The 25,012-nt window shown below is 66.3% G+C and carries 19 protein-coding genes; 11 read left to right on the top strand and 8 right to left on the bottom strand.

What is annotated here, in order from left to right:
* Positions 1–37: 37 nt before the first annotated feature.
* Together AC13EK_RS20610 and AC13EK_RS20605 are read left to right on the top strand one after the other, a co-directional pair.
* Positions 38–3,007 carry a TonB-dependent receptor plug domain-containing protein gene (locus AC13EK_RS20610; RefSeq protein ID WP_069337385.1) on the top strand — a complete coding sequence of 990 codons (2,970 nt, stop codon included), beginning with the start codon at positions 38–40 and terminating at the stop codon, positions 3,005–3,007.
* Positions 3,008–3,085: 78 nt separating this feature from the next.
* Positions 3,086–6,139 carry a glycosyl hydrolase family 28-related protein gene (locus AC13EK_RS20605; RefSeq protein ID WP_069337384.1) on the top strand — a complete coding sequence of 1,018 codons (3,054 nt, stop codon included), beginning with the start codon at positions 3,086–3,088 and terminating at the stop codon, positions 6,137–6,139.
* A 4-nt stretch (positions 6,140–6,143) separates the two neighbouring features.
* On the opposite strand, the gene AC13EK_RS20600 is transcribed toward AC13EK_RS20605, so the two are convergent.
* From AC13EK_RS20600 to AC13EK_RS20570, 7 genes are read right to left on the bottom strand one after another with little or no spacing between them, the layout of a single operon-like run.
* A complete protein-coding gene (locus AC13EK_RS20600) occupies positions 6,144–7,484 on the bottom strand; it encodes a DUF1552 domain-containing protein (RefSeq protein ID WP_010338474.1) in 1,341 nt (446 codons plus the stop codon).
* A complete protein-coding gene (locus AC13EK_RS20595; RefSeq protein ID WP_069337383.1) occupies positions 7,481–9,199 on the bottom strand; it encodes a DUF1592 domain-containing protein in 1,719 nt (572 codons plus the stop codon). The genes AC13EK_RS20600 and AC13EK_RS20595 overlap by 4 nt, the downstream gene beginning before the upstream one ends.
* Positions 9,196–10,404, bottom strand: a complete 1,209-nt coding sequence (locus AC13EK_RS20590) for a hypothetical protein (protein WP_483022374.1) — start codon at positions 10,402–10,404, stop codon at positions 9,196–9,198. Before AC13EK_RS20590 ends, AC13EK_RS20595 begins: the two co-directional genes overlap by 4 nt.
* Positions 10,401–11,192 (bottom strand): COG4315 family predicted lipoprotein, encoded by a 792-nt coding sequence (locus AC13EK_RS20585; protein ID WP_069337382.1) that lies wholly within the window; start codon positions 11,190–11,192, stop codon positions 10,401–10,403. Before AC13EK_RS20585 ends, AC13EK_RS20590 begins: the two co-directional genes overlap by 4 nt.
* Positions 11,192–11,656, bottom strand: coding sequence for a c-type cytochrome (locus tag AC13EK_RS20580; protein WP_139150008.1), 465 nt, complete (start codon positions 11,654–11,656; stop codon positions 11,192–11,194). Before AC13EK_RS20580 ends, AC13EK_RS20585 begins: the two co-directional genes overlap by 1 nt.
* 26 nt (positions 11,657–11,682) lie before the next feature.
* On the bottom strand, positions 11,683–12,339 hold the full coding sequence (locus AC13EK_RS20575) for a cytochrome b/b6 domain-containing protein (RefSeq protein WP_081331711.1): 657 nt from the start codon (positions 12,337–12,339) through the stop codon (positions 11,683–11,685).
* Positions 12,339–12,647 carry a high-potential iron-sulfur protein gene (locus AC13EK_RS20570; RefSeq protein WP_026108692.1) on the bottom strand — a complete coding sequence of 103 codons (309 nt, stop codon included), beginning with the start codon at positions 12,645–12,647 and terminating at the stop codon, positions 12,339–12,341. Before AC13EK_RS20570 ends, AC13EK_RS20575 begins: the two co-directional genes overlap by 1 nt.
* Positions 12,648–12,851: 204 nt before the next feature.
* Here AC13EK_RS20570 and AC13EK_RS20565 point away from each other — a divergent pair, with 204 nt between their 5' ends.
* Positions 12,852–13,592, top strand: coding sequence for a response regulator (locus tag AC13EK_RS20565; protein ID WP_004208361.1), 741 nt, complete (start codon positions 12,852–12,854; stop codon positions 13,590–13,592).
* Positions 13,589–14,920 carry a sensor histidine kinase gene (locus tag AC13EK_RS20560; RefSeq protein ID WP_069337379.1) on the top strand — a complete coding sequence of 444 codons (1,332 nt, stop codon included), beginning with the start codon at positions 13,589–13,591 and terminating at the stop codon, positions 14,918–14,920. Before AC13EK_RS20565 ends, AC13EK_RS20560 begins: the two co-directional genes overlap by 4 nt.
* 99 nt (positions 14,921–15,019) lie before the next feature.
* On the opposite strand, the gene AC13EK_RS20555 is transcribed toward AC13EK_RS20560, so the two are convergent.
* Positions 15,020–16,372: an FAD/NAD(P)-binding protein gene (locus AC13EK_RS20555; protein WP_069337378.1), complete on the bottom strand. Its 1,353-nt coding sequence runs from the start codon at positions 16,370–16,372 to the stop codon at positions 15,020–15,022.
* Between the two features lie 208 nt (positions 16,373–16,580).
* Here AC13EK_RS20555 and adh point away from each other — a divergent pair, with 208 nt between their 5' ends.
* The 7 genes from adh to argB all read left to right on the top strand — a co-directional run bounded on the left by adh (position 16,581) and on the right by argB (position 25,005).
* A complete protein-coding gene (adh, locus tag AC13EK_RS20550; protein WP_069337388.1) occupies positions 16,581–18,101 on the top strand; it encodes an aldehyde dehydrogenase in 1,521 nt (506 codons plus the stop codon).
* A gap of 138 nt (positions 18,102–18,239) precedes the next feature.
* Positions 18,240–18,632 carry a DUF779 domain-containing protein gene (locus AC13EK_RS20545; protein WP_010338463.1) on the top strand — a complete coding sequence of 131 codons (393 nt, stop codon included), beginning with the start codon at positions 18,240–18,242 and terminating at the stop codon, positions 18,630–18,632.
* Positions 18,622–19,923: a DUF3422 domain-containing protein gene (locus tag AC13EK_RS20540; protein ID WP_069337377.1), complete on the top strand. Its 1,302-nt coding sequence runs from the start codon at positions 18,622–18,624 to the stop codon at positions 19,921–19,923. Before AC13EK_RS20545 ends, AC13EK_RS20540 begins: the two co-directional genes overlap by 11 nt.
* A 42-nt stretch (positions 19,924–19,965) precedes the next feature.
* A complete protein-coding gene (locus tag AC13EK_RS20535; protein WP_483022373.1) occupies positions 19,966–21,117 on the top strand; it encodes an FIST N-terminal domain-containing protein in 1,152 nt (383 codons plus the stop codon).
* Positions 21,114–23,363 (top strand): hybrid sensor histidine kinase/response regulator, encoded by a 2,250-nt coding sequence (locus AC13EK_RS20530; RefSeq protein ID WP_069337376.1) that lies wholly within the window; start codon positions 21,114–21,116, stop codon positions 23,361–23,363. Before AC13EK_RS20535 ends, AC13EK_RS20530 begins: the two co-directional genes overlap by 4 nt.
* Positions 23,364–23,429: 66 nt before the next feature.
* Positions 23,430–24,062 (top strand): queuosine precursor transporter, encoded by a 633-nt coding sequence (locus tag AC13EK_RS20525; protein WP_069337375.1) that lies wholly within the window; start codon positions 23,430–23,432, stop codon positions 24,060–24,062.
* Between the two features lie 25 nt (positions 24,063–24,087).
* Positions 24,088–25,005, top strand: coding sequence for an acetylglutamate kinase (argB, locus tag AC13EK_RS20520; protein ID WP_004208351.1), 918 nt, complete (start codon positions 24,088–24,090; stop codon positions 25,003–25,005).
* The last annotated feature ends 7 nt before the right edge of the window (positions 25,006–25,012 follow it).

Genomic DNA, 25,012 nt, shown 5'->3' with positions numbered 1-25,012 from the left:
CGCCGGGAGGGCGCTTGGTGACAAGAGGGGAAGAGGAATGAACGTGCAGATCGCAATCCACCGGCATATGGCGGGCGTCAGCCTGGCCGCCGTCGCCATCATGGCGCTGGCCGGCACCGCCCAGGCCCAGACCGAACCGGCGGCCGAACCCGCGCCGCAGGCCCAGACGAGCGATGCGCCTGCCGCACAGAGCGCCGACATCATCGTCACCGGATCGCGCATCACCACCAGCGGCTTCAATGCGCCGACGCCCACCACCGTCATCGGTGAGGAGCAGATCGCCAACAATGCCCAGCCCAACATCTTCAACACCATCGCCCAGTTGCCCTCGCTCCAGGGGTCGACCGGCGCTGCCACCGGCACCTTCTCCACCTCCAGCGGCCAGCAGGGCCTCAGCTCCTTCTCGCTGCGTGGCCTGGGCGCGATCCGCACCCTGACCCTGCTCGACGGCCAGCGCGTCGTCGGCGCCAATGTCACCGGCGTGCCCGACATCTCGATGTTTCCGCAGCTGCTGGTGAAGCGCGTCGATGTCGTCACCGGCGGTGCCTCGGCCTCCTACGGCTCAGATGCGGTCGGCGGCGTGGTCAACTTCATCACCGACACTCATTTCGAAGGCTTCAAGGGCAATATCCTGGGCAGCATCACCAAATATGGCGATGACGAGACCGCGCTGGTCCAGGCTGCCTATGGCAAATCCTTCATGGACGATCGTCTGCATGTCGTGGTCAGCGGCGAATATGACCATGAAGGCGGCGTGGGCGCCGGCGACTTCGGCACCGACCTGGCCGGCAGCCGCAACTGGTATCGCGCCACCACGCTGATGAATACCGGCCAGACCAACAATGGCCTGCCGCAATATAATTACCGCGATTATGCCCAGCCCTATCAATATGCCCGCTACGGCCTGATCAACAATGGCCCGCTGCAGGGCATCGCCTTCGACCAGAATGGCAATCCCTATCAGTTCAACTATGGATCGAACGGCACGCCGACCGGCACCGGCGCGGTCACCAACTGCTATCGCGGCAACAGCTTCTGCGAGGGCGGCGATCTGTCGGGCGCACCCGGCTCGGGCGCCTCGCTCAAATCCTCGCTGGAACGCATCAACGGCTATGGCCGGATCGGCTATGATTTCGCCGACAACAACGAAGCCTATGTCACGGTCAATGTCGCGCAGGTGAAGACCAACAACCAGCCCAGCCCCGGCTATGGCCGCGCCAACCTGACCGTCCAATGTTCCAACCCCTATCTGCCCCAGTCGGTGCGCGACCAGTGCGCCACGGCCGGCATCACCTCCTTCGGCTTCGGCTCGTCCAACGCCGCCTTCCCCGATCCGCAGGTCTATACCGATCGCAAGCAATATCGCTTCGTCGCCGGTGCCAAGGGCAAGTTCGGCGCGGCCGGCACCGACTGGAATTATGACGCCTATTATGAGCATGGCATCACCATCTCGGACATCCGGGTGAAGGATATCGTGCTGCAGAACCGCTATGCCGCAGCGGCCAATGCGATCGAACTGAACGGTGCGATCGTCTGCGCCGATCCGGCCGCCCGCGCGCTCGGTTGCCAGCCGATCAACATCTTCGGCGGCTTCACTCCCTCGGCCGCCGCGCTCGCCTATGTCGCGCCGCACGACAATGGCCCGTTCCAGCACACCAAGCTGACCCAGGACGTCGCCAGCCTCAACTTCTCGGGCAATCCGGTGGAATTGTGGGCAGGCCCGCTCTCGGTCGCCTTCGGTGCCGAATATCGCCGCGAATTCTACCGCGTGAACGCCGACCCCTATGGCGCGGGCGTGTCCGATCTCAGCCCGAACAGCGCCGATTATCCGGCCGACCCGCTGCTCAACGGTGCGCAGGGCAGCAACTGGGCAGCCGGCAATTACAAGAATGGTCGCGGCAAATATGAAGTCTATGAAGGCTTCGTGGAAATCGACATGCCGCTGTTCGACAGCGAAGCGGTCGGTCGCGCCAACCTGAACGCCGCGGGCCGTGGCACCCATTACAGCACGTCGGGCACGGTCTGGGCGTGGAAGGTCGGCGGCACCTGGGATACGCCGCTCGACGGCATCCGCCTGCGCGCCGTCACCTCGCGCGACGTCCGGGCGCCCAACCTGTCGGAACTGTTCGCCGCGCCGACCGTCACGACCCTGCCGAACTTCAGCGATCCCTTCCAGGGCGCAGCGGTTCAGGCATTCCAGAACACCATCGGCAATCCGAACCTGAAGCCGGAAATCGCCCGCAACACCGAAATCGGCATCGTGCTGGCGCGTCCCTCCTGGCTGCCGGGCCTCAGCCTGTCGTTCGACTATTATGACATCAAGCTGAAGGGCGTCGTCTCCAGCCTGTCGGCACAGCAGATCGTCCAGTTCTGCTATGACGGCAATCAGGCCTTCTGTGGCGGCTTCAGCCTCGACAATGCCAATCCCAGCCTCAACTATATCAATGTCCAGCCGTTCAACCTGGCCTCCTGGCGGACCAGCGGCTTCGATATCGAGGCGAGCTATCAGTGGCAGCAGCCGCTCGGCCTGCCGGGCAACTTCACCGTCCGCGCGCTGGGCACCCATATCCGCAAGTTCATTGTGGAAGCGGGCATTGCCGGTGTCGATCCGGTCGATCAGGCCGGCGCCAACAACGGCAACACCCCCGACTGGAAATGGCTGGCGGTGCAGACCTATGACAGCGGCAAGTTCAGCCTGACGGTGCAGGAACGCTGGATCAGCGACGGCACCTTCGGCAATCAATATGTGGTCTGCCAGTCGTCCTGCCCGGCCTCGACCGCGAACCACCCGACCATCGATTACAACAAGATGAAGGGGGCCTTCTATGTCGACATCGGCGCCACCTTCAAGTTCAGCGACCGTGTGTCCCTCTATGGCAAGGTCGACAATCTGTTCGACAAGGATCCGGTCGCCTCGCCCCAGACCAACACCGGTCTCGATATCAACCCGGCGCTCTACGACACGCTGGGCCGCATCTACCGCGCCGGTGTCCGCTTCAATTTCTGATAAAACATAACATCTCTCCCCCCAAACTTGTCCCGGTCCTGCACGGCCGGGACATCTTCTTTTTACGGAGCCTGATAGATGTATCGTGGCCTGACCTATCGTGGATTGAGCGGAGCCTGCGCATCCGTCCTGCTGTGCCTGGCCGCAGCACAGCCCGCCGCCGCTTCCCCGTCCGTCTATACCGCCATGCCCGACGATGCGCGCGCCGTGACGGTGAAGGGCGTGGGCGATGGCCGCGCCGATGACAGCGCCGCGATCCAGCAGGCGCTCGATGCCGCCGCCGCGACGCCCGGCGGCGGCATCGTCTTCCTGCCCCAGGGCACCTATCGCATCAGCCGCACCCTGTTCCTGTGGCCGGGCGTGCGCATCTTCGGCATCGGCGCGCAGCGCCCAGTGATCCTGCTCGGCGCCAACACGCCCGGTTTCCAGCGCGGTGTCGCCCATATGCTGATCTTCACTGGCGGCAAGCGTCAGACCGACAAGGAAAGCTGGCCCGCCGCCTTCCCCCCGGCCGGCAGCGTGCCGTTCGACAAGACAATTGCCGACGCCAATCCGGGCACCTTCTATTCTGCGCTCGGCAATATCGACTTTCGTATCATGGACGGCAATCCGGCGGCGACCGCGATCCGCTTCCATTCCGCCCAGCACAGCTTCGTCAGCCATGTCGATTTCGACATCGGTTCGGGCCTTGCCGGCCTCTATCATGTCGCCAACGAGGCGGAGGATCTGCACTTCAAAGGCGGCCGCTATGGCATCCTCGCGGAAAAGACCTCGCCGGCCTGGCCCTTCGCCCTGGTCGATGCCACGTTCGAGGGACAGCGCGACGCCGCCATTCGCGAGCATGAGGCGGGGCTGACCCTGCTCAATGTCGCTTTCCGCAACGTGCCGGTCGGGATCGAGATCGACCGGGGCTATGGCGACTGGCTCTGGGGCCAGGATGTCCGCTTCGAAAATGTGTCGAAGGCTGGCGTCATCATCTCCAACGAGAAGAATGTCTATACCCAGATCGGCTTCCAGAATGTGCTGGCCGCCAACACGCCCACCTTTGCCCGCTTCCGCGAAAGCGGCCGGACGGTGGCGGGGCAGGGGAAGGCTTACAAGGTCTCCTCCTTCACCCATGGCCTGACCCTGCCGGGCCTTGGCCGGATCGGCGACTACAAGACCGACATGCAGGCGCAGCCGATCGCCAGCCTGTCGGCGCCCGGCGCGCCCGCCATTCGCCCGCTGCCGCCTGTGTCCGAATGGGTGAATGTCCGCACATTGGGGGCGAAAGGCGACAATAGCACGGACGACACCGCCGTGCTGCAGAAGGCGATCGACAGCCATCGTGTCGTTTACCTCCCCGCCGGCTTCTACAAGGTCAGCGACACGCTGCGGCTGCGCGCCGACACGGTGCTGCTCGGCCTGCACCCCAGCCTGACCCAGATCGTCCTGCCCGATGGCACGCCCGCCTTTCAGGGCGTCGGCGCGCCCAAGGCGCTGGTCGAAAGCGCGCAGGGCGGTGACGCGATCGTCGCCGGCCTGGCGCTCGACACCAATGGCGCCAATCCGCGCGCGACCGGCCTGTTGTGGAAGGCCGGCGCCAATTCCATGGTCAACGACGTCAAGTTCCAGGGCGGCCATGGCACCGATGCCTTCGATGGCAGCCGGCGCAGCCCCTATAACAACAACGCCACCGCCGATCCCGACGCATCGCGCCGCTGGGCCGGCCAATATGCCAGCCTCTGGGTGACGCAGGGGGGCGGGGGCACCTTCGCTAATATCTGGAGCCCCAGCACCTTCGGCCATCCGGGCATTTTGATCTCCGATACGGACACGCCGGGCCGGTTGATCCAGGCCTCGGTCGAACATCATGTCCGCACCGAAATCGGCCTCAACCGCGTCGCCAACTGGGAATTGCTGGCGCCCCAGACCGAGGGGGAGGCGGGCGAGAGCGGCGATGCCGTCGCGCTCGAAATCCGCGACTCCCGCAACATTCTGGTCGCCAATTTCCACGGCTATCGCGTCACCCGCACGCGCAAGCCGGCACCGACCGCCGTGTCGCTCTACAATTCGCACGATATCCGCTTCCGCAACGTCCATGTGAACGCGGAAAGCGGGGTCGGCACCTGCGACGAAAATGGCTGTGGCACCTTCCTGCGCCTCACCAAATATCCGTTCGAAAACGCCATTCAGGATATCACCCATGGCCTGGAAGTGCGCGAACGCGAGTTCGCCGTGCTGGATGTGCCGGCGAAACCCGATCCGGTCGCCCCCTCGACCTTCGGCGGCGCCAGCGTTCGGAAGCTCGCTGACGGCTTCTATGGCTTGGGCGGCGGCGCGGTGGACGCACAGGGCCGGCTCTATTTCATCGACCGTTTCTTCCAGCGCATCTGGCGCTGGTCCGACGCGGGCCGGCTGGAGATGATCCGCGACGCCGCGCTCGATCCGGTGAACCTGACCATCGACAAGTCGGGCAATCTGCTCGTCCTCTCCTCCTATGGCCGCAACGGCACGGTCTACAGCGTCACCCCCGGCGCGCCGGACACGCAGGTCAGCGTCATCCCGGCGACGCCTGCGGCACAGGGCGCTGCCGCCACCATCTTCCCGGTCAACTGGTGGGTGAATGGCGAATTCAGGGACCAGATCGATCCCAAGACCTATGCGTTCACCACTTTGGCCGAGATGTTTGCGCAGGATGTGGCGCAGCCCAAGGCCCAGCAATATGTCTCGCCCGACGGCAGCATCGCGCTGCCGGCTTGGCGCGTCTTTGCCCAGGGACCGGTCGACCATCGCGGCCTGCGCTTCTCCCACACGCTCGACAGCTATGGCTTCGTTCAGGGCAAGCCGGGCCAGCGCATCTATGTCACCAACGGATCGGAAAACCGCACTTACAGCGCGCTGGTCGCCGGCAACGGTACGCTGATCGACCTCAAGCCCTTCGCCGATCGTGGTGGCGAGGGCGTGGTGAGCGACGCGCAGGGCCGGGTCTATGTCGCCAATGGCCAGGTCTTCGTCTACGCGCCCGACGGCAAGTCGATCGGCCGGATCGACGTGCCCGAACGGCCGCTACAGCTGCTGTTCGGCGGCCCGGACGGCAAGACCCTGTTCATGCTGTCGCACCACGGCCTTTACGCGGCGCGGGTGGAATAGGGGATCAAACTATCAGTCCGGGGATGATCTTGTTCGTCTCCAGACTGCCCGTGCCCCAACGGTCGACCGGCACGCCCATCGCCTGTTGCAGGGTCAGGCCGACCCGGCTGACCGGCGATCCGTCGCCGGTGATATATTGGCCGGTATGGATGCGTCCGCCGGCCGACCCCGCCGTCATCATCGGGATATTGTCGATGGTGTGGAATTTGGCGAACTCGGTCTCGCTATGGGCAAAGACCAGGCTGTTATCCAGCAGGGTGCGGTCGCCTTCCTTCACCGCGTCCATCGCCTTGATGAAATAGGTCCAGGCTTCCATGCACTTGTCGACATAGAAGGTGACTTCGGGCTGATAGCCCAGCCGATTGTCCAGCACTTCTTCATGGGTCAGCTGATGATGGGTGATGGTGCTGCCCACCCGCGTCAGCGACGATGCGCCATTGTTGAAGTTCATGTTGAACAGCCGGACATTGTCGCACGCCATCGCCATTACCAGCAGGTCGGTCATGATCTCGTGATTGCGCATGACATTCTCGATCTCGGCATTGACCGGCAGGTCGGGCACCTTGGGCGGCACGACACAGGCCTGCATCGGCGCCGGCTTGGTCAGTTGCACGTCGAGCTGGTTTTCGAGCTGCCGCAGCGAGGTGAAATATTGGTCGAGCCGCTGCCTGTCGGCCGCGCCCAGCCGCGCCTCCAGTGCCTGACGCTGGTCGGACACGCCGGACAGGACACTGCGCCGCGCCATGACCGCCGGATCGGGGGTGAAGGTCGCGCTGTTGGGATCATGGAAGCCCGCGCCGAACAGCCTTGTATACAGGGCGGCGGGCGACACTTCCGCCGGGTTGAGATTGCCATTGCCGCGCCCCGACAGCGAATTGCGCGGATCGCCGGTCGCCGACAGCTCGATCGAGCGGAAGCGGGTGCGGGTGCCGATCACATCGCCGATCGACACGTCGAAGGACGGTCCCGGCAGGCCCCGGTCGGAATCGATCGCCATGCCGGTGCGGATGCCGATGCCGCCGCTGATGTGCGGCAGGTTGGGCTTGCCGTCGAGCGGCAGGGTGAAATCGCCCAGGATATTGACCTTGTGCTTGAGCGCCTCGATCGAGGCCAGCTCGACCTTCAACTCATAATCCTTGCCGGCGGCGCTGGGGAACCAGCGCGGCGGATTGACGCCCAACCCCCAGAACCAGGTGCCGAAACGGATCGGCATCGGCGCGCCGGTCGCCGCCATGGCGGTGCCGTTGCCGTCGAGGAAGATGTCGAGCAGCGGCAGGCCGACGGCCACGGCCATGCCGTTGACCATGCCGCGCAGCGCGGTGCGGCGATCGAGGGTGAAGCTCATGGACGGTCTCCTTCACGGATATGCGGGCTGGTCATCATCGCGACCTGCGGCTTGGCCAGCGGCGGCGTGCTGACGCGATAGGCATCGGCCATGGTCGCGACGCGCAGGAACAGCGCCTGGATGCGATAGCCGTCGGCGGCGAAGCCCTGTTCCAGCGCCATGGCCGTCGCCTCCTCATCCTCCGGCATGCGCCCCGTCGCATATTGGTAGGCGCGGCCGGCAACGCATTCGGTGGTCGACTTGCTCGCCGCCAGCGCCTGGCCCAGGCCGACATTGCCCTGGAAGGCCGTGCCCTCGAACACGCCGGCGGTATCGATCGGCGCGTCATTCTCGGTCCGGCGGAAGGCGCCGATGCCGTCGAACCGCTCCAGCGGCAGGCCCAGCGGGTCGGTGATCTTGTGGCAGGCGGCACAGACCGGGTCGCTGTTATGGGCGTTCAGGCGAATGCGCGCGGTCGGCATCGCCTTGTTGCCGACATCCTGCACGGCGGTGAAATTGACGTTGCCAGGCGGATTGGGCACCGGCTGGCACAGCAGCAGTTCGCGGATCGCCCGGCCGCGCAGGGTCGGCGAACTGCGGCCCGAGTGGGAATAGAGCGCCAGGAAACCGGCCTGGCCCAGCAGTCCGGCACGATCGTCGCCATCGGCAAATTCATAGGGCACCCAGCCCTGCATGCTGGATACCTTGGCCTGATAGAGCGGCCCCAGCGCCCGGTTGATGAAGGTCCGCCGGGTGGTGAACAGGTCGCGATAATCGCCCTGCCGCGTCACCAGCTGGTCGACGATCATGCGCAGCATCTGTTCGGACAGGGCCGACGCAACATCGGGGTTGAAGCGGGGGTAGACGATCTGGTCCTTGGCCATTTCGTCGAACTTCTCGAACAACAGCATGTCGGCGAAGAAGGCGCGCACGCCATCCTCCAGCCGGGGCGAACGCACCATCTTCTGCGCGATCGCCGCAAGCTGGGCCGGATCGGTCAGCTTGCCCTCGTCGGCCGCGCGCAGCAGCGCCTCATTGGGCGTCGTGTTCCACAGCAGATAGCTCAGCCGCGCGGCGCGGGCATGGTTGTCGAGCCGCAGGCTGCCGGGCGCTTCGGGGTCGGGCTCTGCGCTCTCGATGATGTAGAGGAATTGTGGCGATACCAGCATGGCGGCGAGCGCCAGCTGCATCCCGTCATAGAAGCCCTGGCCATCGCCAGCGCCCTTGCCGGCCATCATGACGAAGGCGCCGATCTCCTCCTGAGTCATCGGCCGGCGAAACAGGTAGCGGCCGATCGGCATCAGCGTCCGTGCGGCGCAATCGGCGTCGGGCGCGGCCGCGTCGCGCGGGGCGCAGGGCATGAACTGGGCGCGGCGATCCGGCGCAAACACCTGCGCGGCGATATTGCGCGCCATCGCATCGAACTGCTCCAGTCCGGCGGGTGAGATGGTCGATGCGCTGGCGCCGGTCGCGATCAGCTCATGCACCGGCCGCACGATCGGCTCGAACCGGCCTGCCACCTTGATGTCCGCGCCGAAGATATCGGCGATGCTATTGCGATATTGCGCTTCGGTCAGGCGGCGCATCCCCGCCACCTGGCCCAGCGGCGTCTTCAAGGGCGCGAAGCTGGTTTCGGGCGTAGCGGCGGTCTGCGGCGTCTTCTCGACCGTGCAGGCGCTCAGCAGCAACCCGGCGAGCAGCGTCCAGCGCGCCCTCTGGCGAAATGGTCCGCTCATCGCTGCGCCACCTTGGTCTGGGGCAGGCGGTCGGAGACGAAGGCGGGCACGGCCCAGGCCTCCATACCGCTGGAAATGCGGCGGCATTGGCCGGTCGCCGGATCGCGATCGCCATCGGCCATCGCCTTCAACGCCGCATACATGGCGGCGCAGTCGTAGCCGGCCGTAGTCGCCGCGCCCTCGCCACCGACCGAGGCGCTGGCCATCACGTTCCAGATCGGCTGATAGCCGCCGACAATGCCCTTGATCGATCCGTCCGGCTGGAAGGTGAAGCGCAGCCGCGCTTTGGTGAAATCATATTCGTTGCGCCGACCACGAATGTCCCGCTCCGATCCCTGGCCCCAATTCTGCTTCAGACGGATATGGGCCGGTTCGGTGGTCAGCACGCCGTTGACGATCCGCCCTTTCAGCACATTGCGATGATCGGCATTGGCGGTGACGCTGTAGCTGGCACCGGGGATGAAATTCTGGCGCGAATCCACCACCGCCCGATCCTCGGTATTGGCGTAGATCACCGTCACGTCGGGGTCATTTTCCAGACTGTCGACGCCGGTCAGCAACAGCAGCTGGCTATGTTCGCCGCTCACCAGGAACTGGGTCAGGCCCTTGACGATATCGCCGCCCGTGCCGTCGACCCCGCGCCAGGTCCGCACGCAGCCCATCGCCCGCCACATCTGGTTGTCGACGCCCGGCTCGCCGGCTGGCCCGGTAAAATTGGCATGGCCGCAGCTGTCGTCTGCCGCCGCGCCACCCGCATCATCGTCCAGGTTCAGCCCCTGTGCGACCTTGCCCTGCACCATGCGCTGGGGCGGCCGGTCGAACTTGTCGGGATGGGTGCAGATGTTGATGTTGTCGGGACCGAAGGCATAGCCGGTCCAGCGCGCGGTCAGCTCCTTCTCGTTCGCCTTTTCCAGCAGCCGCGTGCGTTCCCCCACCGGCTGGGTCTGCAGGTAATTTTCGCGCAGGGTCGCGGCCAGGCCCTGCGGGCAATCCTCCTTCCCCTGATAGATGGCGGGCGCGAAATGGCTGACGACGAAACCCATCTCGCCATTGGCCGGCGGGGCGGGCAGTGCTGCGGGTTTGGTGGGGGCATCCCCCTGCGCTGACACCGATGCCGGCACCGACGCCGCCAGCGGCAGCGCGCCCAGCAGCAGGATCAGTTTGCGATGATTCTGCACGATCATCTTCTCCTTGCGAAATGTCATGGGATCAGCGGTTCGGCATCGGCCGGAATGTCCGCCGGGTCGTCGCCCGCGATTGTGAAGACCGGCCGGTCGCGATAGGCCCATTGGGCGCGGTCGCCATCGGGCCGCACGGTCCAGGCGCCCATGCCCCGTCGCGCCATGCCCGCCGGGAAGACGCGCCAGTCGGCGCAGGTCGTGCCACAGGCCTTGCCCTTATGCGTCACCAGCAAATTGCCCTGGCCATCGACCAGCAGATAGCGCCCGTCCACCAGCCGCGCCGTCACATCGGCCGGCGCGTCGATCTTGGGCGCGGCCGGCACATATTTCAGGCTGTTCCAGACCAGAGCGTCCTCGCCCTCATGCCCGATCGTGCCCGGTCGCTCACCAACATGGGTGAAGACCAGATTGACCCGCTTGTAGACCCATTGCGGTCCGCTCGGTCCCTGCATCACGATCCAGTCGGGGCCGTCCTGCTTCAGCCGGGGCGCCTTGCGATCGCCGCCGAACTCGGGCGGAGCAGGCACGATCTCCGCCTTGGCGGGCGCGGCCAGCGGCGTCCATTGGGTCAGGCAATCGCCCGAACACCAGAGCGGCTGATGCCCGGTCCGCCCCGTCACCGCGCGCATATCCATGCCATAGAGGGTGCGGCCATGGGCATCGACATAGATGCTCTGCGCGCCGACCTTGCGGACGCTGACCCCCGCCGGCAGCGGCTCGCCGCTCGCTGCCTCGGGCGGCAGGTCGGCGGCCTGCGCCCAGAGCGCGGCGGGCTGCGCCAGCCACAGGATCGCGGCCGCCCGGCGCCACATCAGCGTTTCTCCTCGACGCGGAAGCTGCGGTGGCAGGTGCCACAGCTCTGGCCCAGCGTCTTGGCCGCCGCCCGCATCTTCGCCACGTCGCCGCTCGCCGCCACGGTGGCAAAGCTGTTGGCCTGCGTGGTGAAGCCGTCCTGCGCCGCCTTGAATGCGGCCGGCTGGCTCCAGATTTCCGGCTTGGCCGCCGTCTTGACGCCGGGCTTCGGGCCGCTGCCGGCCGGGAACCAGCCCTGCTGCTGGCGCGCATAGTCGCGGATCTGCCGCGCCGAAATCTGAATCACATAGGTTTGCGGCGTGGCCGATTTCAGCTCGTCATTGATATTCTTGAACGCCGCGCCGACCTCGCGAAAACCCGCGATCCGGGTGGTGACGATATCGCCGGGCGCGGCCGCCAGCGGTGCCGCGCAGAGCAGTGCCAGCATCGCGATCGGCCGCTTCATCCGGGCTGTATCGTGCATCCTCATCCTCGTCCCTTTCATGTCTGTCACAGCATCGGATCGGCGAAGGCCCACCAAGCAAGCGTGCCCGCCAGCAGGATCGCGACGGCAAAGGCGACAGGCGACGCGCGCCGCACCGCCACCGGTTCGCCGCTCACTTTCGCCCGGCCGCTGACCATCGGTCCGATCAGGTTGCGCCGCCGCACCAGCAGGTAGAACAGCACCGCCGCGACATGCAGGCCGATCAGCACCTGCAGGATGGTGAAGCTGATGCCGTGCATGTCGGAGGCGAGCCGGCCCTGATCGAAATCGACCAGATGCGACAGCGGCCCGGATTCGATGCCGTCGATATCGACCGCGAACAGGCCGGTGCCGACCTGCACCGACAGCGCCAGCAGCATCGCCACCACGCTCCAGCCACCGAGCGGATTATGGCCCGGCGCGGCCGGCGCACGGCCGGTCAGATAGGCGAAGATCGCGCGCGGCCCGCGCAGGAACTGGGCAAAGCGCGCCGGCCCGGACCCGATCAGGCCCCAGATCAGGCGAAAGGCGATCAGGAACAGCACGGCCTGACCCGACAGGCGATGCCAGTCCATGTGATAGGTTTCCGCGCTCCACCAGGAAAAGCCGATCAGGCCGACCAGCGCCCAGTGAAACAGGCGGATGGGCAGATCCCAGACATATTGGCGCGCGGGGTTCGCCATCAGCTCTTCTTCGCCCAGCTGTCGCACACGCCCTCGGCCGGCACGATGCCGCCGCTCAGCAGCGCGCATTTGCCGCAGCCCGGCTGGGCGGCGGTGAAGAAGGCGCACAGGCCGCAGCGCTTGGTCGCATCGCTCGAGGTGCGAAAGCCCAGCGACTTGCGCATGCTCTTCTGCGCGGCGGACAGGCTGGCCGGATCGATGCATTCGGCGGCATTTGCGATGCTTGCCATCCCCAGCGGTACGCAGGCGATCAGGCCCAGCGCCGATCGGCGGCTCCAGTGACGGACATGATGATGGCTTGCCGCCATGCGGCCCACTCCTCTTCCCTGCCGGCCCGGTTGCTCCGGTCCTCTTGTGCGATCCTTCTAGCAGGGGGGCGGCGGATTAATTTGTCAGCGCCGACAAAATCGGCGCAGAATGCAGGCGCTTATTCCGCCCTTTGTGTCGAGCCTGACAAAATCCGGCGCGGGCCGGCGGCTAGAAGGGGCGGAATGGGAAGAGGAGAGATAAGGGTGACAGCGAAGCTGACAGGCGACAGCGCGCCGGGCGACACGCATATCCTGATCGTCGATGACGATCCGTCGCTGCGCGCCCTGGTCCGCGCTTTCCTGATGCAGGAAGGCTATGTCGTCAGCGAAGCGGCCGATGGCCCGGCGATGCGGGCCATCCTCGCCCATCAGCCGGTCGACATCATCGTCCTCGACGTCATGATGCCGGGCGAGGATGGGCTGTCGATCGCCCGTTCGCTGGCGGGACAGCAGGATGCCGGCATCATCATGGTGTCGGCGCTGGGGACGGAGGGGGATCGGATCACCGGCCTGGAAATGGGCGCCGACGATTATCTGCCAAAGCCGCTGTCGCCGCGCGAGCTGCTCGCCCGCATCCGCGCGCTGCAGCGCCGCCGCCGCCCGGTCGCCGACACCCGCCAGCCGGTGCTGGCCCATTATCATTTCGAAGGGTGGCAGCTCGATCCGGTGCGCCGGGTGCTGCGTGATCCCGCCGGCATCATCATCAGCCTGTCGGAGGGGGAGTTCGCCCTGCTGCTCGCCTTCATCGAGCATCCCCAGCAGATATTGAACCGCGACGCGCTGGTCGAACTGGCGCGCGGCGAGGATGCCGATGTGTTCGACCGGGCGATCGACACCCAGGTCAGCCGCTTGCGCCGCAAGCTCGGCACCCGCGCGCGCGGCGAACTGATCCACACCGTCCGGTCCGAAGGCTATATCTTCCAGGCGCCGGTGCAGCGCGGATGAAGGCGGGCTTCCTGCGCTGGGCCAATTCGATCCACGCCCATCTGCTGGCGCTGGCCCTGGTCGTGATCCTGACGCTGACCGCCTTCAGCCTCACTTTGCTGCTCTATTTCATTCCGCCCGAACGGGTGCCGCTGTCGGTCTATGAGATTGCCCGCATCGTCCATGGCCAGCCCCTGCTGCGCGACGAGCCGGTGGTGCATGAGGTGCGGCAGGCCGCCGCGCCGCCGGCGTCGACCGACCCGGCCGATCGGCTGATCGCCGCGCTGCTGGCCCGACGCCTTGCACTGCCGGCCGCCGATGTGCGCATCCGCCTCGACCCCGGCGATCGCGAGCGCATCGGTCAGTTCGTGGCGGAAATGCAGCTCTATGGCCCCGATGGCGTCGCCGATCCCTTCATCCTGGGTACCTTCACCGCCGCGATTCGCCAGCCCGATGGTCAGTGGCGGATGATCACGCGCGAGGCGCGGGGCGGGCGGTCGCTCTGGCGGCTGCTCGGCCAATATGCCTTCCTCGTCGGCATCCTGCTGGTGGTGCCGCTCAGCCTCTGGTTCAGCGCGCGGCTGACCCGCCCGATCCGCGCCTTCGCCGCCTCGGCCGAGCGGATGGGGGCAGGGCAGGAGGAACAGCCGATCCCGCTCGACGGGCCGAGCGAGATCCGGCTGGCGGCGCAATCGATCAACGAGATGCAGGCGCGCATCGCCCGCTATGTGCGCGAGCGCACCTCGGTCGTCGGCGCGATCGCGCATGATCTGCGCACGCCGCTGTCGCGCCTCCATTTCCACCTCACCGCCGCGCCCGCGCCGGTGCGCATCGCGGCCGAGGAGGAAATTCGCCAGATGGAGGCGCTGATCGGCACGACGCTGGATTTCGTCGACAATGAAAACCGCCCCCGCCTCAAGGAACCGCTCGACCTTGGCCTGCTGGTCGAGGGGCTGGTCGACGATTTTGCCGATATGGGCCGCGACGTGACCCTGCTGGGCGCGGAGCCTGTCATCATCGCGGGTGACATGATCCTGCTCAAGCGGTTGTTCACCAACCTGATCGACAATGCGATCAAATATGGCGACCGCGCGCGGGTGCGGGTGATGCGCGACGAGGGGCGGGCGATCGTCACGATCGAGGATGACGGGCCGGGCATGGAGCAGGCCGATATCGCCCGCGCCTTCGAGCCCTTCTATCGCGGCGAACCCTCCCGCAACCGCAGCACCGGCGGCGTCGGCCTCGGCCTGTCGATCGTCCAGTCGGCGGCGCAGGCGCATCACGGCCGGGTACTGCTGGCGCGCACTCCCGATGGCGGGCTGCGCGCGCAGGTTGAGCTGCCGGTTTAGAGCGTTTTCTAATCAGGTGGAATCACCTGATGACTCGGACAACGCGTTAAACCAAAAGCTTAGAGCAACCGATCTGACGCAGTCGGATCGGAATTTGCTCTAGAGCCCTTCCGCCTCCACCCATTGCGCGCCGGTCAGCGCGCGCGCCATGTCCCAGCTATGGCGGCGGATATCGGGCACGGCGACGATTTCCCAATGGGCGCCGCGCGTCATCGGCCCGACCACCAGCAGCCGTTCCTGCGCGCTGCCGTCGCGTGCGATGGCATGGCCCTGCCGGTTGGTGTCGATACCGATCGCCAGCGCATCGGGCCGGATCGCGCCGCGATCCGCCAGCCGGCGCAGCAGCACGTCGTCGGTCCGGCCAAGGTCGGCCAGCGGCCCGGTGCAATTGACCACCCGCGCCACCCGGATTTCCTGCACCTGTTCGCCGCCGCGCGGCCGCCATTGCACGATCAGTCCCTGGTCGGCGTCGTGCGCGCCGATGATCCGGCCCGCCGCGATCCGCAGCCGCCCGCTCGCCTGCATCGCGGCGATCCGCTCGGCCACCTGCGGCGCGATGCGGTGGCGATGCACGTCCCAATAGGGCCGGGCATGGCGCAGGAAGCGCGCCCGTTCGACCGGGGAGGCCGCCCGCCATATATCCTGGGTGAAGGGGCGCAGCTCATCGACCGCGCGGCGCCAGCCGACCGCATCGGCCCGCTGGCGGATGGTGCGGACCAGCCTGGCGCAATGGGCGGCCGGCCGTTCGCGCAGGGCGGGGAAGGGCATGGCCGGCGCATGGCTGTGCGGCACCAGCCCGCGCCGCGACAGCGCCAGGATCGATCCGCGAAAACCCGCGCTGTCCAGCGTCTGCGCGCAATCCACCGCGGTCAGGCCCGTGCCCAATAGCAGTATCTTGTCGCTCGGCGTCAGCCCCTCGGCAATGTCCGTGCCCCAGGGTTCGGACACATAGAGCGGCGCCGCCTTGTCTCGAAATGGCGGCAGGTCATGCGGCGGCAGATTGCCCGGCGCCAGCGCCACCGCATCGGCCGCCAGCGTCTTGCCCGACGCCAGTTCGACGACACAGCCATCGCCGGTCATGCGGATATCGACCGCCGCATCATCGATCACGTCCAGCCGGTCGCCCGCCTCGGCGCGGGTCTTGTCCAGCAGCGCGGAAAGATAGCGGCCATAGGTCGCCCGTGTCGCGAAGCTGGCGTCCGATCCGCCGCTCGTCTCCGCCAGCCATTGCGCGAAATGGCCCGGCTGGTCGGGAAAGGCGCTCATGTTGCCGGCGCGGACGTTGAGGATATGATCGGGCAGGGCGCTGCCGAACGCGACACCCTTGCCCAGCCGTTCGGGCCGCCGCTCGACCAATGTCACCCGCATCGTCCCGTAGCGCAGCAGGTTGATCGCCAGCAGCGTGCCGCTGAACCCGCCACCGACGATGACCAGGTGGGAAACTTGGAACATGGGGGAAATCTCTCCGGGCAGGGAAGGGGCCTGCCAGATAGAGCAGCCCGTCGGGTCGCTGTCGAGTGGGCGGCACAGGTCGCGTCTCATGCCCGCCTCGTCCCGCAGACGGGGCGATCCGACCGAAGGTCCAATTGCACCGGCGGCCTGCTTTGCCATCTTCTGAAGGCTGAAAGACGATCACAAAATCGACCCAGGAGACAAGATGATGCTGCAACAGGCGCTGGATAAATTCGCCGGCCAGACCCTGATCCGCGACCGCTACGACAATTATATCGGCGGGCAGTGGACGGCACCGGCCAAGGGCCAGTATTTCGACAATATCTCGCCGGTCACCGGCCAGGTCGTGTGTCAGGTCGCGCGCGGCACGGCGGAGGATATCGAGGCCGCGCTCGACGCCGCCCATGCCGCCAAGGATGCCTGGGGCAAGATGTCGTCGACCGAGCGGTCCAACATCCTGCTCAAGATGGCCGATCGCATGGAGGCCAATCTCGACCTCATCGCGCTCGCCGAGACGATCGACAATGGCAAGCCGATCCGCGAGACCACCCATGCCGACATTCCCCTCGCCATCGATCATTTCCGCTATTTCGCCGGCTGCGCCCGCGCCCAGGAAGGATCGATCAGCGAGATCGACCATGACACCATCGCCTATCATTTCCACGAGCCGTTGGGCGTCGTCGGCCAGATCATTCCCTGGAACTTCCCGATCCTGATGGCGGTGTGGAAGCTGGCGCCCGCGCTCGCCGCCGGCAACTGCATCGTGCTCAAGCCTGCCGAGCAGACGCCGATGTCGGTGCTGGTGCTGGCCGAGATCATCGGCGACCTGCTGCCACCGGGCGTGCTCAACATCGTCAACGGTTTCGGCGTGGAAGCGGGCAAGCCGCTGGCGTCGAACAAGCGGATAGCCAAGATCGCCTTCACCGGCGAGACCACGACCGGCCGCCTGATCATGCAATATGCGTCGGAAAACCTGATCCCCGTCACGCTGGAACTGGGCGGCAAGTCGCCCAACATCTTCTTCGAGGATGTGATGGATGCGGACGATGATTATTTCGACAAATGCCTCGAAGGCTTCGCCATGTTCGCCCTCAACCAGGGCGAGGTCTGCACCTGCCCCAGCCGTGCGCTGATCCAGGAATCGATCTACGAGAAGTTCATCGAGCGGGCGATCGCGCGGGTAAAGGCGATCAAGCAGGGCAGTCCGCTCGATCCTTCGACGATGATCGGCGCCCAGGCGTCGAACGACCAGCTCGAAAAGATCCTCTCCTACATCGCGATCGGCAAGGAAGAGGGCGCACAAGTGCTGACCGGCGGCGATCGCGCCACCCATGACGGCGAACTGGCCGATGGCTTCTATGTGACGCCCACCGTGCTCAAGGGCCATAACAAGATGCGGATCTTCCAGGAGGAGATTTTCGGCCCGGTGCTGGCCGTCACCACCTTCAAGGACGAGGCGGAGGCACTCGCGATCGCCAATGACACGCTCTACGGCCTGGGCGCGGGCGTGTGGACCCGCGACGGCGCCCGTGCCTATCGCATGGGCCGGGGCATTCAGGCCGGTCGCGTCTGGACCAACTGCTACCACGCCTATCCGGCCCATGCGGCCTTTGGCGGCTACAAGCAGTCGGGCATCGGCCGCGAAAATCACAAGATGATGCTGGACCATTATCAGCAGACCAAGAATCTGCTGGTCAGCTACAGCCCCAAGGCGCTGGGCTTCTTCTGACGGATCCACCGCGGAGCGCCCCTTCTCTCTCCTTTCTTGGCGCTCCGCACCTTTGGCGGGCATCCTCCCCCGGATGCCCGCCAGCTTTGCTTCTGCCAGTTTTGCCTTTGGCGGTTTTGGTTCTGAAGGATCGGATCGATGACCGATTGTCCTGCCCGCATTCTCGCCACGCCCGCGGCCGACGCGCTGATCGCGCGCCTGACCGACCAGCATGGCCCGCTGATGTTCCACCAGTCGGGCGGCTGCTGCGACGGTTCCGCGCCGATGTGCTTCCCGCGCGGTGAGTTCAGGGTCGGCCCGCAGGATGTGCTGCTGGGCCATGTCGCGGGCGATGTGCCGGTGTGGATCGGCGCAGCCCAGTTCGAATATTGGCGCCATACCCAAGTGACGATCGACGTGGTGCCGGGGCGGGGCGCCGGCATGTCGCTCGAAAGCCCGGAGGGGCAGCGCTTCATCGTCCGCTCGCGCGTCTTCACCGATGCGGAGGCGGATCTGCTGGAAGCCGCTGGAGAGCCGGCGCGTGGTGGCTGAGCGGCGCTTCACCGAACATGCGCTGCGCCCGCTGCTGGTGGGCGAGATGCAACTACGCCGCGAGCCCGCGCTGACGGTCCCGGCACGGATGATCCAGCTTGTCCGCCTGCTCGATGCGGACGCGCGCACGGCAGAGCTTGCGGCCTTGCCCGCCATGCCGGGCGATCTGCGTCCAGGGCATGACAGCCGCCATCGCGAAACCCGGCTGGGCGCCGACATCCATCTCCACTGGGAACAGCATAGCGAGGCCAGCACGGTCACCCTGGTGCGCGGCGGCAGCGACCCGGTCGGCTGGGATTTCCCCGACGCGGCCGACGCGCGCGCCGCGATCGCCTGGGCCGAATATCTGCCGGGTGCGGTGATCCGCGCCGTGCGGCTGGCGATCGTCGCGGATGAAGGCGCCGCCGCGGAACTGGTGGCCAGCGCCGGTTTCCCGGCGGGCCAGCTCGTCACCTGCCATGTCGGCGGCGGCGCGCGCATCTGGACCGATTTCCGTATCCATGATGATGGCTATGGCCGGATGGTGGTGGCCGCCAACGGCCTGCTGCCCGGCGATCTTGCCCGCTGCGTCCAGCGGCTGCAGGAACTGGGCAATTATCGCAATCTGGCGCTGCTTGGCCTGCCGCCCGCGCGCACGGCCTGGACCGATCTCGACTGGCTGGAACAGGCGCTGGAGCAGGTCGGCCGGGCGCTGGCCGCCGGCGAGGTGCGCGACGATGTGCTGCTGGGCCGACTGATCCAGTTGTCCGCCGACATATTGTCGATCGACAGCGGCTGCGCCTATCGGATGAGCGCGACCGCCGCCTATGGCCGGATCGTCGCCAGTCGCCTCGCTGAACTGGATGTCGTGCCGATCGCCGGTCATCGCTCGCTCGCCGACTTCACCGAAAGGCGGCTCTGGCCTGCCGTGCGCACCTGCGCGGCGCTGACCGATCGGCTGGCGCTGCTCAACGGCCGCGCGGCGCAGTTCACCGCCCTGCTGCGCACCCGGATCGAAACCCATATCGAGAACCAGAATGGCCGCCTGCTCGCCTCGATGGACCGCAGCGCGCGGATGCAGCTCCAGCTTCAGCAACTGGTTGAGGGGCTGTCGACGGTTGCCGTTAGCTATTATGCGCTTGGCCTGCTCTCCTATCCGCTCAAGGCCGTGGAAAAGCACTGGCCGCGCCTGTCCGCGACGCTGCTGCTGGGTCTTGCCATGCCATTCGTCGCATTGCTGGTCTTCCACCTGATCCACGGCGCCAAAAGCCGGCTTGTTTCGCGTGACAGGCCAGCGGAACCCGCTACATGATAATGCCCCAAAGCATAAGAAAATGGGCGATGGGGAGAGACAATGGCGACAGGCGCAGGGGTAAGGGCAGGGATAGGATTTGCGTCCTCCCATGCCGACGATCCGTTCGAGGCGATGGCGGATCTGGTGGATCAACTCGGCACGGAGCCGCTGGCCGGCGCCGTGATCTTCTGTTCCCAGCATTATGACCGGGACAGCCTGGAGCGGGCGATCAACCTGCATAGCGAATGCACCACCGTGATCGGCTGCACCAGCTCGGGCGAACTGACCGATGCGGGCTATGATCATGACAGCCTGACCGTGATCGGCTTTCCTGCGGCCGATTTCTGCATGACGTCCCATTGCTTCGACGACATCGACAATTTCGATCCGGTCGCCGCGCGCGAAGTCGTGCGGGCGCTGGCGGCGCAGGCGGAACGGGACAGCCGCCGGCTGGGCGGGCTGGTCAATCATGTCGCGCTGTTCCTGGTCGACGGCCTCTCGCACCGGGAGGAGCTGCTGACCATGACGATCCAGGATGCGCTGGGCGATATTCCGCTGATCGGCGGATCATCCGGCGACGATCTTGCCTTCCGCCAGACCGCGATCTTCGATGGCGGCCGCTTCCATGCCCGCGCCGCCGTGGTGGCGATCCTGTCCTCGACCCGGCCGATGCACGTCTTCAAGGCGCAGCATTATCAGCCTGGCGCCGCCAAGATGGTGATTACCGGCGCGATCCCGCACGAACGCATCGTGACGGAGATCAATGCAGAGCCGGCCGCGGCCGAATATCTGCGCCTGGCCGGCCATGCCGGCGAGGAACTGGGGATGGAATTTTTCGCGGCGCATCCGCCGATGGTCCGGGCCGGCGGCGAATATCATGTCCGCTCGATCCAGAGCGCCAATGCGGACGGCAGCCTGACCTTCTATTGCGCGATCGACGAGGGGATCGTCCTCAATATCGGCGAGCCGGTGGATCGGATCGCCGGCATGCGGCAGCTCTTCTCCGACCTGCACGCCCGCGTGGGCGAGGTGGACCGGATCATCGCTTTCGACTGCGTGCTCAACCGCATCGATGCCGAACAGCGCCAGATTTCGCGCGATGTTTCAGCCCTCTATGCCGGCAACCGGGTCATCGGCTTCAACACCTATGGCGAGCAATATCATGCGTTGCACGTCAACCAGACCTTCAGCGGATTGGCGATCGGCCGATGAGCGAGCTGCGCACCGCCCTGGAAAACGACGCGGAGCTGGATGCCCTGCGCGAGGAGGTGCGCAAGCTGCGCAAGATCAACGGCGCGCTGATGGACCGGGTGGAACGCTCGACCGACATGTCGGCCAACGCCTTTTCCATGTTCGAAACCGCCATCTCGCTCGAAGCCAAGGTGCGCGACCGGACGCTCCAGCTGGAGGATGCGCTGGGCCGCCTCGCCAAGGCCAATGCAGATCTGGCCGAGGCCCATGCCGATGCGGACGCCGCGCAGGTGCGCCTGCGCGATGCGATCGAATCGATCAACGAAGGCTTCGTCCTGTTCGATGCCGAAGACCGGCTGATCCTCTACAATGAAGCCTATCTCGGCTTCTGGCCGCAGGTCGCCGAGCGGCTGGACCAGAATCTGACCTTCCACGACATCGCCCGCATCGCCGCCCATAGTCAGGGGCCGGCCGGGGCACAGGTCGCGCCCGATCGCTGGGTGTCGGATCGCCTGGCCAAGCACGGCATTGCCGATGGCGGCCAGGTGCAGCGGCTGGCCGATGGCCGCTGGATACAGATCAACGAACTGCGCACCAGCGAAGGCGGCATCGTCGGCATCTATACCGACATTACCGAGGCGAAGGCGGAGGATGCCCGCGCCCGTGCCCGCGAACTGGCCGAACGCAACGTCGTGCTGCAATCCACGCTCGACAATCTGTCGGAGGGGGTCTGCGTGTTCGACGGCAGTGGACAGCTGGCCGCCTGGAACGACGCGCTGCGCCGGTTGCTCGCTTTGCCGGAAAATTTCGCCGGCGCGCTTGGCAGCCATGCCGAATTGCAGCGCTGGTGCCGCGAGACGCTGGCGATGGACGATCAGGGCTGTCTCGACTGGCGCGGCGGCGGCGCGGGTCAGCAGGCGATGGTCTGCCTCTGCACCGCCGGAGAACGGCATTTCGAATTGCGCAGCAACGCCATGGCCGATGGTGGCCAGGTGTTCGGCTTCACCGACGTCACCGACATGCTGCGCGCCCAGGCCAGCCTTCAGGAAACCGCCGAGACGCTGGAACGGCGCGTGTCGGAACGCACCGGCGAACTGGTCGACCTCAACCGCAAGCTGGAAGGGGAAGTGGCCGAGCGCCGCGCGATCGAGGCGGCGCTGATCGATGCCAAGATCGTCGCGGAAAAGGCGAACCTGTCCAAGACCCGCTTCCTCGCCGCCGCCAGCCATGATCTGCTCCAGCCGCTCAATGCCGCGCGGCTGTTCGTCGCGGCGCTGGGCGATCGGCGGCTGGCGCTGCCGACCCGCGCACTGGTCAACCAGACCTCGACCGCGCTCGACTCGGTCGAGGATCTGCTGGAGGCGCTGCTGGAAATTTCGCGCCTGGATGCCGGTGCGATCCAGCCGGAAATCGGCCCGTTCCGTATCGACCGGCTGCTCCAGACGCTGAATGTCGAATTCGCCCCCATGGCCCGATCGGCCGGCCTTTCCTTCCGGATCGAGGCGCAGCCGCTCTGGGTCGAAACCGACCTGCGCCTGCTGCGCCGCATCCTCCAGAATTTCATCTCCAACGCCATCCGCTACACGCCGCGCGGCACGGTTTCGGTCGCCTGTATCCAGCATGACGACCGGGTGGAGATCAGCGTGACCGACAGTGGCCCCGGCATCGCGCCCGAGCAACAGGCGCTGATCTTCGAGGAGTTTCGCCGGCTCGACACCCGCAGCCAGGGCAAGGGGCTGGGCCTCGCCATCGTCAAGCGGGCCAGCGACATGCTGGGCCACCCCATCACCTTGCGCTCGCAGCCGGGGCAGGGGGCGACCTTCGCCATCACCCTGCCCATCGGCCAGCCCCAGCGCGAGGAGGATGGCGACACCGGCCAGCCGACCCGCGACCGGTCGATGCGCGACCTGTCGGTGCTGGTGGTCGACAATGAAAAGCAGATCCAGTCGGGCATGCGCACCCTGCTCACCGGCTGGGGGTGCAGCGTCGTCACCGCCGACGGCTATGACCAGGCGGCTGCCCTGTTCGCCGATGGCCGCCGGCCCGACATCATCCTGGTCGACTATCATCTGAAGGACGGGGAGACTGGCGACACGGTCATCACCCGCCTGCACGATCATTTCGGCGTCCGCATCCCCGCCGTCATGATCTCGGCCGATCGCGGCGAACCGCTCAAGACCCAGCTCGCCGCCGCCAACATTCCCCTGCTCAACAAGCCGGTAAAGCCCGCCCAGCTGCGCGCGCTGCTGCGGACCATGCTGGCCTGAAAGGGGACGGGACAAGGCGTGCCGCGCCATCTTCCCCCGCAGGCCGAATCCCGGTAAGGGCTGGCGATGACTTCATCGCCCGCGCCGCTGACCCGCTCCCTCTTCGTCTTTTCCATCCTTTATGGCGGCATGGTCTGCATGGCCGGCGTGCTGGGGGTGAAACAGGTCGCGCTGGGGCCGCTCGCGGTGGAGGCCGGCATCTTCGCCTTCCTGCTGCTGGTCATCATTTCCAGCGCCGTGTCGGAACTGCACGGCCAGAAGACGGCGACCGCGCTGGTGCGCCTGGGCTTCGTGCCGCTGCTGGTGTCGGCCGCGCTGATCCATATCGTCATCGCCCTGCCGCATGATCCGGGCATGTATCCGCCCGCCGTCGATGCCTTCCCGATCGTCGTGGGACAGGGATCGCGCATGATGCTGGCGGGCCTCATTTCCTATGGCACGTCGCAGACGCTCAACGTCTTCATCTTCTCGCGCCTGGCCGGGGGCGAGGGCCGTCTGGTCTGGCTGCGCGGCATGGTGGCCAGCGTCGTGTCGCAGATCGTCGACACCCTGCTGTTCATCACCATCTCCTTTTATGGCGAGCGGCCGATCATGGACCTGATGGTCGGGCAGATGATTACCAAGGTGCTGCTGTCGATCATCCTGGTGCCGCCGCTCATCTCCACGGCGGTCGCATTGGGCCGTCGCCTCGATCGATAACTTGCCGTAGCGCGCATATGGGCTTATGCGCGCGCGCATGACCAGCAACTACGCCCCCGATCCCGCGCTCCTCGCGAAGGCCGAAACCCTTGTCGAGGCGCTGCCCTATATGCAGCGCTATGCGGGCAAGACCTTCGTCGTGAAATATGGCGGCCACGCCATGGGCGATCCGGAGGCTGCACGCGACTTCGCCGAGGACGTCGTCCTGATGAAGGCGGTCGGCATCAATGTCGTCGTCGTCCATGGCGGCGGGCCGCAGATTGGCGCGATGCTCAAGAAGCTGGGCGTCGAATCGCAGTTCGTGAACGGCCTGCGCGTCACCGACAAGGAAACCGCCCAGATCGCCGAAATGGTGCTGGCCGGCTCCATCAACAAGGAAATCGTCGGCTGGATCAGCGGCGCGGGCGGCCGCGCGGTCGGCATCTCGGGCAAGGATGGCGGCCTCGTCCTGTGCGAGAAGGTCGGCCACAGCCGCGCGCCCGATCCCAATTCGGGCATCGAGCGCCATGTCGATCTGGGCTTCGTCGGCGATCCGGTCTCGGTCGATCGCCGCATCCTCGACACGCTGACCCAGGACGGCATCATCCCGGTGGTCGCGCCCGTGGGCATCGGTGCCGACGGCCATACCTATAATGTCAACGCCGACACCATGGCCGGCGCGATCGCCGCCGAGTTGCAGGCGTCGCGCTTCTTCCTGCTGACCGACGTGCCGGGCGTGCTCAACAAGGACAAGGAGTTGCTGACCGATCTCGATCCGGCGGCGATCCATGCGCTGCAGGTCGACGGCACCATCACCGGCGGCATGATCCCGAAGCTGGAAACCTGCGTCAAGGCGGTCGAGAGCGGCGTCGACGCCGCCGTCATCCTGGATGGCCGGGTGCCGCACGCCATGCTGCTGGAAATCTTCACCGATCGCGGTGCGGGCACGCTGATCCGCAAATAAGCGCCGA

The organism is Sphingobium sp. L-44, from assembly GCF_056859495.1.
Note: the sequence above shows the minus strand (reverse complement) of the source record. Positions and strands in the feature narration are given on the sequence as shown.